A 14,652-nucleotide genomic window follows, 5' to 3' on the forward strand; every position below is an offset into this window, starting at 1 on the left:
CGGGCTTGGTTTGACCACTGGGGGCGATCAAGGCATTACATCAGAAGTCCCAACGGGTGCTGAACATCACGTTGCGTGGCTCGCCGTAGGCGGCCGAATTATAGAAACCCACGTTGGTGTAGTAGGACTTGTCGAAAATGTTGTTGACGTTGACGGTCGCCGACAGGCTCTTGGTTACCTGGTAACGGGTCATCAGGTCCACCAGCCAGTAGGCTTTCTGGGTGATGTCCTGGTTTCGGTCCAGCGGCGAGTTGTAGATCTCGTACCAGCCCTTGCTCTGCCAGCGCAGGCCACCGCCGATGGTGAATTTGTCCAGGTCGCCCTTGAGCTTGTAGGTGGTGTTCAGGTTGACCTGATGTTCCGGCTCGAATGTGGAGATTTTCTTGTCGTCTTCATCGCGCACGATCTTGTGGGTGTAGCCCCCCTGGACCTGCCAGCCAGGGGCCAGCTCACCGGAGATCTCCGCCTCATAACCCTTGGTGACGGCCTTGGAGCTTTTGAATGCGTAATTCTGCGGTGACGGCGTCTGGTTGTTATAGGCGTCGTCCGGGATGGCGCGGTTGTCTTCATGCACCTCGAAGTAGGCGATGCTGGTGTTCAAGCGGCCGTCGAAGAAATCGCCCTTGAGGCCCAGCTCGTAGTTTTGCCCTTCGTCAGGTTCCAGCAGCCTCTGGTTGCGATCCTTGTAGGTGCTTTCCTGTGGCTGGAAGATATCGGTATAGCTGGTGTACACCGAGAAATTGTCATTGAGGTCGTAGATAACCCCGGCGTAAGGCACGAAACGGCCGCTTTCCTTGTAGGAAGGGTTGTTGCCGGTCACATGGTAGTTGGCCACGCGCCCACCGAGAATCACGTTCAGGTCGTCCATCACGTTGAAGCGGGCGGTCATATAGGTGCCGGACTGGCGGATAGTGTCATCGATGTACTGTTGCACCGGGCCGTAGATCGGCTTGGCGATATGGCCATTCCAGTTATAGAAATCGACTTTGTTGCCTTGTGGCCACTCCGGCGACCAGTACCCCTTGCCTTGCCAGCGCGAGGTGCCGATCGAGCCGCCCACGACCAGTTCATGTTCGCGGCCAAACAGGCTGAAGGGGCCGGTGGCGTAGAGGTCGGCGGAGGTGCTCTTGGTCTCGCCGGTGTATTTCTGTCCATTGATCTCGGCGGTGCCGTCGGCTGCCGGCTGCACGAACTGAATGGAGGCGAGGTCGGCATGGTAACTGTTGATCTTGTGGTCCAGCTGGAATTTGGTTACCCAGCCGTCTCCCAGATCATGTTCGAGCATGGCGAAAGCTGTACGGGTGTTCTGTTCCCACGAACTCCAGGTGGTGCCGTTGTTGTAGGAACGGGGCATCTTGTTGATGCTGCCGTTGGAGTTGACCAACGGGAACGAACCGGACCAGCTGGAGCCTTTGGGCGTATTGTCCTGGTAGTCGAAACCGACGGTCAGCATGGTGTCGGGAGACAGGTCGAATTCAGTGATGCCGTAGTAGGTCTCGGTCTTGCGCGAGTAGTGGTCCATGAACGAGTTCTTGTCCTGGTACGCCGCGACCGCCCGGCCCCGCACGTTGCCGCTGTCGGTCAGCGGGCCGCTCACGTCCACTTCGCTGCGGTAGTTGTCCCAGGAACCGGCGCCCAGTTGCAGGTGCCCCTTGAACTCCGAGGTCGGTTTCTTGCGGATCAGGTTGATGGTCGCGCCGAGGGAGCCGGCGCCGTTGAGCAGCCCGGTAGCGCCCTTGAGAACCTCGACACGGTCGTAGATCGCCATGTCGCTCAGGGTATTGCCCGCCGAATAACCGACGTTGCGCACCGTGGAGGGAATACCGTCGTACTGGAAGCTGTTGACCGAAAAACCGCGGGAATAGTAGTTGGTTCGGTCCGAGTCATAGGCCGACACGGTGATGCCGGGTGTGTGCCGCATCACGTCATCGACGTTATTGAGACCGAAGTCCTCAATGTGCTGACGGGTGATCACCGTGATCGACTGCGGCGTTTCCCGCGGCGTCAGGGTCAGCCGGGTGGCGGTGGCGATGGTGCCGGGCGTGTAGGAGCCGGACTCTTCGGTGATGTTACCCAGCACGTTACCGGTCACCTGGGTCGGGCTCAGCTCCAGCCCGGTGGTGGCGCCGGCGGCGGTCACGGTCAGGGAGTTGCCGTTGAGGCTGTGGGTGGTCGAGGTGCCGGCGAGCAGGGTATTGATCGCTTGTTGCGGGTCCAGCTTGCCCTTGACTGGCGTACTGGTCTTGCCTTGCACATCGCCCGGGCTATAGAGCACCTGCACGTTGGCCTGGCGACCGAAGGTCTGCAGCGCGCTCCCCAGCGACTGCGCGGGAATATCCAACTCGATCTCTTGTGCCTGCACATAGCCGGCGACCGGCAGCGACACTGCCAGGGCCAGGGCGCTCGGCAGGAGGTTGATGTTCAGGGCCCGACGCATGGAGAGCGCTTTGCTCAGTGGGCTGAGACCGAGTCGTGCTGGCATGGATGTCTTCTCTTCTGGAATGTTAAGTGGGCAAATTATAAGTATTTATTGAGGCTGGTTCTCATTACCACTAGTGAGACGTTCCTACCCGCGGAAACCGGAAAAACAAAATTCACGCCGGCGCCATCTCGTGCACCACCTGGCCGGCGCGCAGGCGCACCAATTGGTCGGCGATGTCGAAATAGCGGTCGTCGTGGCTGATCACGATGATCGTCTTGCCCAAGCGTTTGAGGTCCGGCAGCAGTTCGGTATAGAAGATGCGGCGGAAGGCCGGGTCCTGGTCGGCGGCCCATTCGTCGAACACCAGCACCGGGCGTTCTTCCAGCCAGGCGTTGACCAGCGCCAGCCGCTTGCGTTGCCCGGTGGAAAGGTCGGTGGTGCTGAATACGCCGTCCTTGACGCTGACCTTGTGCGCGATTTCCAGGCGTTCCAGGTACTTGGCGGCGCTGTCCAGCGATTGCGCGGCGCTGCCCTGCACCAAATCATCGAACAGGTAGTAATCGGCGAAGACCGTAGTAAACAGCTGGCGGTAGTCGTCGCGCTCGGGGTCGGTCACGGTCTTGCCGTTGAGCAGGATTTCCCCTGACTGGGGCGGGTAGAGGCCCAGCAGCAGTTTGATCAGGGTGGTCTTGCCGCTGCCGTTTTCGCCGACGATGAACACGATATCGCCCTGGGCAATGCTCAGGTCGATTGGCCCCAGGTGGAACGGCTCGCTGCCTTCCACCGCCGGTGGGCTGTAGGTTACGCCGCGCAGTTCGAGGCGGTTGACCAGCGGTTGCGGCGCTTCGCTGTCATCCATCAGCAGGTGAGGTTCGGGCGAGGAGAAACGCTCTGACAATTCGCTGATTCGGCCAAAGGCAATCTTGGCCTTGCCGACCACCGGCAGATAGCCCAGCAGATGTTCCAGCGGGCCTTTCATATACAACAGCACAAGGACGAAACCGGTGATTACGGTCGGGTCCGGGTTCGGATGGTAGGCCTGCATCGTCAGCGCCAGGCCGATGACCACAAAGAACAGCATCGAGCCGAAGGTCTTGGCGAGGATGTAGATGTTCACCGAGCGCACCTGGATATCACTGATAAGGTCTGCGGTTTCCTTGATTCGGTGGGTGTTCATGCGAAACCGCCGTGGACGGTGCATGCGCAGTTCCTTGGCGCCGGAGGCAATGGCGTTGTAGTAACGCTGCAGGTCGTCTTCGTGGCTACGGGCCAGGTCGAAGCCCTGGATGCCCTTGCCGCCGGCGATGAACTGCACCGCGCTGCCAATCACCACCGCGACTACCATCATCAGGAACATCGGCACCGACAGGTAGGCCAGATAGCCCAGGCAGCCCAGGGTAACGGTGGCGGCAATGGCCAGCGGGGTGAAGGCGAAGGAAAAATCGCTGATGGTGTCGACATCGTGGGTCAGCACCGGGATCAGCCGATGGGAGCGGTAGCGCTCGATCTGACCGATTGGCGCCGACAGCACTTTCTCGCCCAGGTCCTTGCGCAGTGCGGCGATGATGCGTTGGCCGACGTAATTGGTGCCGATGTCGGAAATGATCGAACTGACCAGCGCCAGCACGCACAGCGCCGCAAACGTCAGGATCACCCCTTGGGTCATGCCTTGGGGCGAGTGCAGGGCGTTATTGATCGTTGCCAGCAGCAACGTGATAGCCAGGCCGCCGGCCATGCCCAGGGCCACGGAGATCGTGACGAGGGTGCGAAAGGGCCTGAGCAATGCGAGCAGACCGTTGAAGGCGCCGCGCTTGGGGTCGGTCATAAGTACTTCCCGGAAAGTGAAAAGAGGGCTGGGCACACAGACCCTTACCCATGACAAACGAAGCACCGGCGCGACGATTTAGCTCGTCGCGCCCGGCGGTGACGACGGCGGATAAATTGCCCGGAAGCTGGTTCGTTCTTGTTCTGTAGGCGCACGCGTAGCCGCGCCGTGCGTGAACCCTTCAGCGAGAGCGAAACAATGACGAAGAAGAACCTGGTGTATGTGTGGTCCCTGAGAAATGCCGCCGCCGACAAGGCCGGGCAGCCGGTGGCCTACAAGGACCACGAGCGCTATATGAAATCGGTGCTGGAGTTTCTGGTGGGTTCGCTCAACGACACGCCGCTGGGCGCGGCCTACAACCTGGTGGGCGTGGTGTATGACGATGACGAGCACAACCCGCGCGACCAGCAATTGATGGCCGACTATGGCTTTGCCTGCCAACCCGGTCGCCAGTGGCTGTACCCGACCGACCTGCGGGTGCAGGGCAATCGGGTCAACGACCTGCTGCTGAGCGTGCCGTCCACCTATCGCCGCCTGCCAAGGGGCAGTGCCGAGCACATCGCCGGTAAGCAGGACTTCGAACGTCGCCTGCATGACACCCTGGTGGAATTGAAGGCGGATATCGTGGTGCTTGACGGCCTGTTGGTGATTCTCGATGAACTGGTGCGGCCGGGCGCGCCGTTTGCGCGGCGGATCATGAACATTCACCCCGGTATTACCCGTATCGAATCGCCCTATGAGCGCCGGGGTGCCTACGCCACCTGGAATGCCTTGTACGGTGCCCGTGGACAAGCCGTGGTGGATTGGGCAACCCGGGAGACGCAGCCGTGTGAACCGCTGTATCTGACCGGCGCGTCGTTCCACTACGTGGACAACGGCATCGACTCCGGCGAAGTGTTCCACGACGTACTCAAGACCGAGATCTCACCGGACGACACCATCCTTGAGCTGCGCTGGAACAACTTCAACAACAGCCTGTTCCCGGCCTTGCATGAAGGCCTGGAGCGCCTGGCCAAGCAAAGCTAGACCATGATGTTTATTGGTAGTGAGCAGGCTTGCCCTGCTCACCACAACACAATCAGAGGTCGCGCACGACCCTGAAGCCAATCCAGTCCCCGCGCGTCTGCGGGTAGATGTTGTTGCGGTTGCCCGAGCGCGAGAACACCGGCGCTTCGCCCCAGTCATTGCCACGGATCTGGTAAGCCTCGCAGTTCGGCTCCATCCACGCGCTGCCGTCGGTAGGTGCGCCGACGTAATTGGAGTGTTCGCAATCGGCCACGCGCTCGTAGACGTTGCCGTGCATGTCGTACAGGCCAAACGCGTTCGGCGGGTAGCTGCCCACCGGCGAGGAGTAGCTGTAACCGTCCGCCGGACCGTAGGTGTTGGCGTGTTCGGCGATGCTGTAGCCCTTGCCCGCATCGAACGGGAAGGGGAAGGGCCCGGTGGTGCCGGCGCGGGCCGCGTACTCGCGCTGGGCCTCGCTGACCATGTGGTACTGCTGGCCGGTCTTTTTCGACAGCCAGGCCACGTAGTTTTTTATATCGTCCATGTCCATGCACACCGCCGGCTGACGTGGGCCCTGGGGGTAGCGCGGTTTACTGGCGATGCATTCGCGGCCGGGGCGGGTGTCGCCGTCGGCGATTTTGACGCCGGTCTGGCGGATATAGCTGTCCCATTCGCCGGCGGTGATCTGGAAGCGGCTCATGGCGAACGGCTTGGCGAAGGTCACTTCATGCATCGGCCCTTCGTCCGGCTCGCGGCCGACTTCATCCTCCGGCGTGCCCATGGTGAAAGTGCCGGCGGGCAGCACCACCATTTGCGGGCAATCCTTGCAGTCCTTGAACACTTTGCCGGCGGGTGGTGCGGCGGCGTGGGCCAGGCCCGGCAGGCAGGCGCCGCACGCGGCGGCCAGGGCCAGGGCGGTCAAGGGGTTGAATCGGGATGCACGCATAGGGGGCCTCGGGTTCAAAAAGTAAAAATAGGCATCACGCCCGTGCGGTGAGCAGGGTCATGAAACGTTGGATCTCTTCGCTGGAATTGAGCAGGCCGGGGGCGGTACGGATCACCGGGCCGACATCGCGGTCCACCGCATCGATGACCACGCGCTGGCGCATCATGTGTGCCGCCACGGCCTCGCAGTCCTGGCCCCGGAGCCGGAAAAACGTGAAGCCCGCCGACAGCTCCTCGCGGCGCGGCGTGACCAGTTCGATGCGCGGATGAGCCTGCAACTGCTCCTTGAGTTCGCTGTTGAGCGCATGGATGCGCGCCTGCACCGGCGCCTTGCCCAGTTGCAGGTGCAGCTTGAACGCCTCGTCCGCCGCCCAGCGATGTTCGAAGGCGTGGAAGCCGCCAGGGGTCATGATGGTGGCGAAGTCTTTGTCTTCGGAAAACGTCGGCACCATGGGCGTGACGTATTTGTTCTCGGGGTCGCGGGCGCACACCAGGCCGGTGCCGCGCGGGCCGAACATCCATTTATGGGTGCCGGCGATGAGAAAGTCGCAGTGCATGTCCGGGAAGTCGAGGTTTTCCACGCCCAGACCGTGCACGCCGTCCACTACATACAGGATGCGGTCACGCTCGTCGCGGTGGCGGTTGACGTCGGCCACCAGCGTGCCGATCTCGCCGATCGGCAGCTTCACGCCGCTGCCGGACTGCACCCAGGTCATGCCCAGCACGCGGGTCTGGGGGCGGATGGCTCGCTGGATATTGCCCAGAATTTCGTCGACTGAGACCTGGCTGGGGTTCTCGAACAGGCTGATCCGCCGCACCTGGGTGCCTTGCTGGCGCGCGCGAAAATCCAGCACGTTCTGGGTTGCGTAGTGCTCGTGGACCGTGGTCAGGATCTCCTGGTCGGCGCGCACCTGGAGGCCGCCGTAAATCATCGCCAGGCCTTCGGAGGTGCTGCCGGTCAGGGCGATCTGCGGCGGCGTGGCCTTGAGGTAGCGCCCGGCCCATTCGCGCACCTGGCCTTCGCGTTTCCAGGTTTCCTGCAGGTCCCAGTCCATGGCAAGGCCCGGGTTGCGGTCGATCTGGGCACGGTAGCGTTCGATGGCCTCGCGCACCGGCCTTGGGTGCGACGCCACCAGAAAATTGGAAAAGTGCAGGTAGTCCGGGTCCTGGTTGAACAGTTGCTTGAAACCCGTCCATGGGTTGTCCGCCGGGGGGCTGGCCACGGCCTGGGGCAGAAGGGCGGCACCCAGCGGCAGGCTGGCGGCAAACACCCCAGCCTGTTTGAGAAACGTACGACGGTCGGTCATGGACTTACTTCGTGGCTGATTAACGTTGGGCCATTGGCTTGGCGGCTTGTTGTACCTGGTCCCACACCCGCAGGAAGTTGCCGCCCCACAGCTTGGCGATATCCGCCTCGGAGTAGCCGCGCTGGATCAACTCGGCGGTGACGTTGCGGATCTCGCCGACGTTGTTCCAGCCATCGATGCCGCCACCGTCATTGAAGTCCGACGACAGCCCGACGTGGTCGATACCGATCTTGCGCACGGTGTAGTCGATGGCATCGCCCAGGTCCTTGAGGCTGGCCTTCGGCTCTTCATCGAGGATGGCGTACAGCGCGCTGGCGTATTCGCCGAACTTCTGTTCGGGCCAGGCGGCAATGATCGCGTCGCCCGGCATCAGCGCCATGGCCAGGTTGGGCAGGGGCGGCAGGTCGAAGCGCGCGCGCAGTTGGTTGAGCTTGTCCTGGGTCGGCTGGCTGAGTGGGCGCAGGTAAGCCGAGAAGCCGACGATCTGCACCACGCCGCCGCTCTGCTTGATCAGTTGCAGTTCCTTGTCGCTGAGGTTGCGCGGAATATCGACCGCCGCTCGCGGAGCCGAGTGCGAGGCCACCATCGGTGTGCGGCTCAGCTGTGCCACTTGCTCCAGGGCCTTGGTCGACATCTGCGACACATCGATGATCACCCCCAGGTCATTGAGGCGCCGCACGGCTTGCTTGCCGATGTCCGAGAGGCCGTCCAGCGCGTCCACCGAGTCATTGAAAAACGGCAGCGGGCGCGACGAATCCGACCAGGCGTTATTGCCCACGTAACTGAAACCGAACATGCGCATGCCGCGCGCTGCCCACAGGTCCAGCTGGTTCAGGTCGTTGCCCAGGGGGTAGGCGTTGAGCATGCTGATGAAAATCGCGAACTTGCCCTCGCCGTGCAGGCGCCGAAAGTCAGCCGGGGTGTAGGCGATCGCGACCTGGTTGGGGAAGTCGCGCACCATGCCGCTGATGATCTTGTAGCGCACTTCCTGTTCGTGTCGGGCGGCCTCGATAAACCCCTCGGTTGGCTTGTGCGGCGCGTTGGGACCGTTCCAGATTTCCGGCCAGCCGAAGATCGTCAGCGCCGCGCCGGACAAGCGGCCGCGCGCCGCCTTGGCCAGGTCGAACTGGCCGCCGCCATCCTTGTCCGCCTCGTTGCCGGCGGTGCCGAAATCGATGGGCACGGTGATATGGCTGTCGAACGACAGCACGCGGTCCTGCAGCTCGTTGGCCTGCTTGATCACCGCCAGCGGGTAACCGGCGTTGCCCTTGAACCAATGATCCCAGGCCAGCCAGCCAGCCCCGGCACCGATGGCCAGCGCCAGGGGCAGGCCGATGTACAGCGCCTTGTTCGAACGTGGTTTTGTCATTGCCATCTCAGTCAGTTGAGGCCTTCGCTATCAGGGAGGAACGAGCCGTGGGCGGTGAAATTTAGGCCGGGGCCGCGTGCGTTAAATTTCCTTGGGCTGCGTACGTTCTAGCTCTGATAAAGGCGTTTCCTAAGGTAGACAATGACCCTCTCTCGACGTGGCTTCATCGCCGGCCTGGCGCTCACGGGCGCCGTGGTGCCGGCGGCTTACTATGCCCATCGCGAGTTGACGCGCGAAGATCCAGTGCCCATCACCCCCGGCGAAGCCACGGTGACCCTGGCCGACACCGCCGGGCAGCAGTTGGCCAATACCCTGCGCGGGGTGTGGGACCTGCGCCTGGACGGTCGCGATGCCGGGCTCAAGGGCCTGCCGCGGGAGGGCCTGCAACTGTTGCTGGACATCGCCCCGCGTGGCCGAGGCCTGCGCGGCTACCTGGACACCGCCGCCAACCTGCGCGCCGAGGGCGAGCCGCGCTACCGCGTGCTCGGCGACCTGGTGACGGGTGAGGGTGCCTTGCTCTACTGGCGCCTGATCGATCGCGACGCTGCCGACGGCGTGCCCGCCTACGAATTCAAAATGACCCTCGATGAAGTCTGGGCCGACTTCGCCAACGCCGGCAGCAGCACCCTCAGCGGGCAGATCCTCGACCTGGATCGCCCATTGGCGATGACCGAACGCGACAACCGTTTTATCGCCCACAAGCACACATTTCCCGAAGCCCGCCAGCGCATTGGCCTGAATCCGACCCTCCTGGCCTGGCTGATCGCCCCCGAACATCGCCTGTTCCACCAGTTATGGCACGCCACCCGTGACCAATGGCACAAACTCCCCGAAGACAAACGCGACGCCCTGCGCGGCATCGGCTGGCAACCCGGCCCGCGCGGTCAGGAGCGCGACGCGCGCGGTGACCACAAAGACCGCAACGGCTCGGGTATCGACTTCTTTTTTATGCACCGACACATGCTGGCCAAGGCGCGCTCCCTGCAGGACTTGCCTTCATGGCCGCAATTCCCCGCACCGCAACCGCCTCTGGAACGCGACCGCCTGGGCTTTGTGCGTTATTTCGACAACCATGACGGTTTCGCACTGCCACCGACCTGGTCGGCTCCGGATGACGGCGACTACACCCAGTGGGTCAGCGACATCAAGGCCGCCGAGACCTACCACAGCAATTTCCAGGTGTGGGAATCCCAATACCGCGACCCGCGCTACCTGGCCAGACTGACCCTGGGGCAACTGGGTTCCGAAATGGAGTTGGGCCTGCACGACTGGCTGCACATGCGCTGGGCTTCGGTACCACGCGACCCGTCCAACGGCGCGCCGGTACCGTTCGCCCGCGACCCGGCGGACTTCGCGCCACGCTGGTACGCCGCGGAAAATGACTTCCTCGGCGACCCGTTTTCTTCCCACGTCAATCCCGTGTTCTGGCACTTCCATGGCTGGATCGACGACCGCATCGAAGACTGGTACCGCGCCCACGAGCGCTTCCACCCCGGCGAAGTCAGCCGATTGGACGTCAACGGCATCGCCTGGTTCGCCCAGGGGCGCTGGGTCGAGGTCGGCGACCCCTGGCTCGGCCCGGACACCCATGGTTGCAGCACCACGCCGGGGCTGCAGATGGGCAAGTCGATGGAGATGGACCCGGAAACCATGAAACTGGCGCTGCGCATCACGTTCGGCGCGGATGAAGAGGTGTTGAAAGGCTTGTTCAAACGGGTGCCGAGGCGCCCCTGGTATGCGCGGCATTTGAAGGTCCGCACGCGCGAAGTGTGACCGGCTGCAACGGCTCGCTGCCCATTAAGAACCGGCTGTCCCCTGTGTCGAGTACATCCACCGCAACAGTGAATGCCGCCCGCTGATGCCCAGTTTCGTCGATGCGCGTTTGAGGTAGCTTTCGATGGTATTGACCTTCAACGCCAGTTGTTCGGCCAGTTCCGGTGCGGTGCGCCCGGCCAACAGGCCTACGCATACTTCCAGCTCGCGCCGGGACAAGGTCAGGCCCGATTCCACCAGGCGTTCTTCGATGCACCGGCGCAGGGTTTCGATGCCTTGATGCGCCGGCACCCTCGGCTCGTTATCGGGGCGGCAGGGGTGGAGCGCGGTGATGTGCTTTTCCACCATCGGCAGCAGCAGGCTGGAAAAGTCCTGCAGCATGCTCAGTTCCTGTGCCGAGAAAGTGTCCCGCGGATGCGCGCGATACATTGACAGCACGTAGCGCACATCATCCTTGCGCCGGGTAAGGTGCAGTTGGGCGGCGGGTTGTTCCGGGCCCAGGGCGCTGACCGAGTCGGTGTACACCGGGCTGATCCTGCGGCGCGTGTGGCCTTGGGCGCTCAAGCGCAATTGAGTGATGTGCGTGGCGTCCACGGCCAGTTGGGTCAGGATCAGGTCATGCAACATGCGTGGGAAATGGCGACTGCCGGTGCTGGCAATGACTTTGCCTATCTGTGGGAACAGCTGTGAGTTCATCATTTCGTCCATGAAGAATGCAGATAATGGCCTGTAGCGACGGGATGCAGCATGCATAGCCGTTCCTGTCGTGGCCTATGCTAGTACAGCCCGGCGGCGCGATGGGGATCCAATCCGCAAAAAGCCGACCGGGCCGGTGCCGCGACAGGGTTGCGGGCGGCCCCGGCGTTATCTCATTGCAGGCATTGCCATCGCTTTGGAACGCGATGCCAGGCGGGTGCATTTGGCCAGCGCCTGCTGCACATCCGCCAGCAGGTCGGCGACGTCCTCAAGGCCGACCGACAACCGCACCAGCCCTTCGCTGATACCGTGCTGCGCGCGTTCCTGCGGCGTGTAGGTGGAATGGGTCATGCTCGCCGGGTGCTGGGCCAGCGACTCGGTATCGCCCAGGCTGACCGCGCGGGTGAACAGTTGCAGTGCGTTCATGAAGCGGCGGCCACTGTCGATGCCGCCCTTGAGTTCGAAGGCGATCATGCCGCCGGCCTGGCTCATCTGCCGTGCGGCCAACGCGTGTTGTGGGAAAGAGGCCAGCCCTGGGTAAACCACCTGCGCCACGGCCGGGTGCGCCTGCAGGGCTTCGGCCACTGCCTGGGCGTTACTGCAATGGCGGTCCATGCGCAGGGCCAGGGTCTTGAGGCCGCGCATCAGCAACGCCGCGTCCTGGGGCGACATCACGGCGCCGGTCAGGTCCTTGAGGCCTTGCAGGCGAATGCGCCGGGCCAGGGCCTGGTTGCTCACGGCGATGCCGGCGGTGATATCGCCGTGGCCGCTGAGGTACTTGGTGGCCGAATGCACCACCACATCGGCACCGAGCTCGAGGGGGCGTTGCAGGTAAGGGGTGCAGTAGGTGTTGTCGACCACCACGGTCACATTCGGTTGCTGGTGGGCGAGGGCGGCCACGGCGGCAATGTCCACCAGTTGCAGGGTGGGGTTGGCCGGGGTTTCGCAATAGATCATGCGCGTGGCGGGGCTGATCGCGGCCTGCAGCGCGGCCAGATCGGTGAGGTCGACATGGCGCACCTTGACGCCGAACTCGCCGATGCCGTGGTGCAACAGAGCGAAGGTGCAGCCGTAGAGGGCGTGGCTGACGATCACCTCATCGCCGGGCCGCAACAGGGTCCAGAACGTCGCGGCAATCGCGCCCATGCCCGAGCTGAACGCCACTGCTGCTTCACCGTTTTCCAGGCTGGCCATGCGTGATTCGAGTAACGCCAGGGTGGGGTTGGAAATGCGCGTATAGAAATGCCCGTCGGCGTCGCCGGCAAAACAGGCCGCGCCGTATTCGGCGGTGGGAAAGGCAAAGGTCGCCGACAGATAGATCGGTGGCACCAGTGCCCCATGGTGGTCCTTGGGGTCATAACCGTGATGGATGGAACGGGTGGAAAAGCCGAATGTCTTGTGTTTATTGTGCATGTCGGGCGCTCCTTGTTTCCTACAATGCTATGCTCAAAACCACGGCCGAACTTTGCAAAGTTTGCTGCCAAATCCCGTCTATGGGGATGAAATGCCGATAAAAATAACGTTCAGAGGCAAGTTATGCCCATTCCACTCGATCGTGCCGATAAAGCCCTGTTAAACGCTTTGCAAAGCAACGCCCGGCTCACCGTGGCCGAACTGGCCGAGCGCGTGTCCCTGACCACTTCGCCGTGCTGGCGCCGGGTGCGAAACCTGGAGGAGAGCGGGGTGATCAGTGGTTATCAGGCGATCCTGTCGCCCAAGGCGCTGGGGTATGGAGTCACGGCGTTCGTCAGCATCATGATGGAAAGTCACACCCAGGAAATTGCCCGCGCTTTCGAACAGCGGTTGCTCGAAATTCCCGAGATCGTGGCGTGCCATAACGTGTCGGGGCGCTATGACTTTTTGCTGGAAGTGGTGGCCAGGGACTTGGAGTCGTTTGGCGAATTTGCCCGCGAGGTGCTGCAGACGTTGCCGTGTGTCAAAGAGATCTACTCGAGTTTTTCCTACAAGTCTGTGCGACCACTACGGGTAATTCCCTTACCGGACTGATCGACTTTTCGTCAGGTGAATGCGCCCGACTGACGGCTATTGTCAGAAATTTCCCACAGGAGTACAAATGTACTCCATGACAGACCTGACCCCCCGCCGTACCGCCATCCTGACCTTTATCCGCGACCGTATCGCGCAGCAAGGCCAGCCCCCCAGCCTCGCCGAGATCGCCGAGGCGTTCGGTTTTGCCTCGCGCAGCGTGGCGCGCAAGCATGTGCTGGCGCTGACCGACGCCGGCTTTATCGAGGTCAACCCCAACCAGGCTCGTGGCATTCGCCTGCTCAATCAGCCGGCGCGGCCCGAATGGCTGGATGTGCCCGTGCTTGGGCGTGTCGCCGCCGGCCTGCCGATCGGCGCCGACGCCGAGGTGCACAGCCGCCTGCAGCTGGACCCGGCCACTTTCGCGAAGATCCCGGATTACCTGCTGCGGGTGCAGGGCGACTCGATGATTGAAGACGGCATTCTCGACGGCGACCTGGTGGGCGTGCGGCGCAGTGCCGAGGCCTTGAACGGGCAGATCGTGGTGGCGCGCCTGGACGGCGAAGTCACCATCAAGCGGTTCGAACGCAACGCTGACAGCGTGCGTCTGTTGCCGCGCAACCCCGCATACCAACCCATCGTGGTGGGGCCCGACCAGGACCTGGCCATCGAAGGCGTATTCTGCGGCCTGGTGAGGCAAGGCTGATGGGCGCCGTGGTTGCCCTGGACGCGCTGTTCAATGGCGGCCGCGTCTGGAAAGGCCGGCCCGCCGCGCCGCCGGCCAGCCTGCACCCCACTGGGCTGGCGGCGCTGGATGCGGTGCTGCCCAGCGGCGGCTGGCCGGCGTCGGCCTTGAGTGAAATCCTGATGGCCAAGGACGGCGTGGGCGAACTGCAACTGGTGCTGCCGACCCTGGCGCGCTTATCGGCGGCAGGCGAGCGCATTGTGCTGGTGGCACCGCCCTATACGCCGTATCCCCATGCCTGGCAGAACGCCGGGGTGGATGTGCGTCAGCTCTCAGTGGTGCAGGCCGAGGAACGCGACGTGCTGTGGGCCGTGGAACAGTGCCTGCGTTCCGGCAGTTGCGGCGCCGTGTTGTGCTGGCCGCATCAGGCCGATGACCGTGCCTTGCGCCGTTTGCAGGTGGCGGCCGAAACCGGGCAGACCCTGGCCTTTGCCTGGCGCGCCCTGGGCGAAGCCATCAACCCATCGCCTGCCGCGTTACGCCTGGCCGTCGAGGCCCGGCCCGCCCAGGTGCGCGTGCTCAAGTGCCGCGGCGGGCTGGCCCATCCGGCGCCGATTGCGTTGGCCGGGCACTGAGCTT

The 14,652-nt window shown here is 63.1% G+C and carries 12 protein-coding genes; 5 read left to right on the forward strand and 7 right to left on the reverse strand.

Features of this window, described 5'->3' with window-relative positions; all coding sequences use genetic code 11:
* Positions 1-40 precede the first annotated feature (40 nt).
* Together G7025_RS05055 and G7025_RS05060 are read right to left on the reverse strand one after the other, a co-directional pair.
* Complete coding sequence (locus G7025_RS05055) at positions 41-2,482, reverse strand: TonB-dependent siderophore receptor (protein WP_181077077.1); 2,442 nt, start codon at positions 2,480-2,482, stop codon at positions 41-43.
* A 112-nt stretch (positions 2,483-2,594) separates the two neighbouring features.
* The gene (locus G7025_RS05060) at positions 2,595-4,247 is read right to left on the reverse strand and encodes a cyclic peptide export ABC transporter (RefSeq protein WP_181077079.1); all 1,653 of its coding nucleotides are present in this window, start codon (positions 4,245-4,247) and stop codon (positions 2,595-2,597) included.
* A 198-nt stretch (positions 4,248-4,445) separates the two neighbouring features.
* Between G7025_RS05060 and G7025_RS05065 the strand changes: the two genes are divergently transcribed.
* Positions 4,446-5,273, forward strand: a complete 828-nt coding sequence (locus G7025_RS05065; protein ID WP_181077081.1) for a formyltransferase family protein — start codon at positions 4,446-4,448, stop codon at positions 5,271-5,273.
* A gap of 52 nt (positions 5,274-5,325) precedes the next feature.
* On the opposite strand, the gene pvdO is transcribed toward G7025_RS05065, so the two are convergent.
* Genes pvdO through pvdM form a run of 3 tightly spaced genes read right to left on the reverse strand, consistent with a single transcriptional unit; the run spans position 5,326 to position 8,873 of the window.
* On the reverse strand, positions 5,326-6,198 hold the full coding sequence (gene pvdO / locus G7025_RS05070) for a dihydropyoverdine dehydrogenase (protein ID WP_181077083.1): 873 nt from the start codon (positions 6,196-6,198) through the stop codon (positions 5,326-5,328).
* Positions 6,199-6,232: 34 nt separating this feature from the next.
* Entirely contained in the window at positions 6,233-7,504 is a 1,272-nt protein-coding gene (gene pvdN / locus G7025_RS05075) for a pyoverdine-tailoring periplasmic protein PvdN (protein ID WP_181077084.1), read from the reverse strand.
* 19 nt (positions 7,505-7,523) lie between these two features.
* Positions 7,524-8,873 carry a pyoverdine-tailoring dipeptidase-like protein PvdM gene (pvdM, locus tag G7025_RS05080; RefSeq protein WP_181077086.1) on the reverse strand — a complete coding sequence of 450 codons (1,350 nt, stop codon included), beginning with the start codon at positions 8,871-8,873 and terminating at the stop codon, positions 7,524-7,526.
* Positions 8,874-9,014: 141 nt separating this feature from the next.
* Here pvdM and pvdP point away from each other — a divergent pair, with 141 nt between their 5' ends.
* Positions 9,015-10,646: a pyoverdine maturation tyrosinase PvdP gene (pvdP, locus tag G7025_RS05085; protein ID WP_181077088.1), complete on the forward strand. Its 1,632-nt coding sequence runs from the start codon at positions 9,015-9,017 to the stop codon at positions 10,644-10,646.
* 24 nt (positions 10,647-10,670) lie between these two features.
* On the opposite strand, the gene G7025_RS05090 is transcribed toward pvdP, so the two are convergent.
* Positions 10,671-11,342, reverse strand: a complete 672-nt coding sequence (locus tag G7025_RS05090) for a response regulator transcription factor (RefSeq protein WP_181077090.1) — start codon at positions 11,340-11,342, stop codon at positions 10,671-10,673.
* Between the two features lie 168 nt (positions 11,343-11,510).
* The gene (locus G7025_RS05095) at positions 11,511-12,755 is read right to left on the reverse strand and encodes a methionine gamma-lyase (protein ID WP_181077091.1); all 1,245 of its coding nucleotides are present in this window, start codon (positions 12,753-12,755) and stop codon (positions 11,511-11,513) included.
* A gap of 123 nt (positions 12,756-12,878) precedes the next feature.
* Between G7025_RS05095 and G7025_RS05100 the strand changes: the two genes are divergently transcribed.
* The 3 genes from G7025_RS05100 to imuA all read left to right on the forward strand — a co-directional run bounded on the left by G7025_RS05100 (position 12,879) and on the right by imuA (position 14,648).
* Complete coding sequence (locus tag G7025_RS05100; RefSeq protein ID WP_181077093.1) at positions 12,879-13,349, forward strand: Lrp/AsnC family transcriptional regulator; 471 nt, start codon at positions 12,879-12,881, stop codon at positions 13,347-13,349.
* Positions 13,350-13,416: 67 nt separating this feature from the next.
* Positions 13,417-14,034, forward strand: a complete 618-nt coding sequence (gene lexA / locus G7025_RS05105) for a transcriptional repressor LexA (protein ID WP_181077095.1) — start codon at positions 13,417-13,419, stop codon at positions 14,032-14,034.
* Positions 14,034-14,648 (forward strand): translesion DNA synthesis-associated protein ImuA, encoded by a 615-nt coding sequence (imuA, locus tag G7025_RS05110; protein ID WP_181077096.1) that lies wholly within the window; start codon positions 14,034-14,036, stop codon positions 14,646-14,648. Before lexA ends, imuA begins: the two co-directional genes overlap by 1 nt.
* The last annotated feature ends 4 nt before the right edge of the window (positions 14,649-14,652 follow it).

The organism is Pseudomonas lurida, from assembly GCF_013522705.1.
GTDB lineage: Bacteria > Pseudomonadota > Gammaproteobacteria > Pseudomonadales > Pseudomonadaceae > Aquipseudomonas > Aquipseudomonas quebecensis.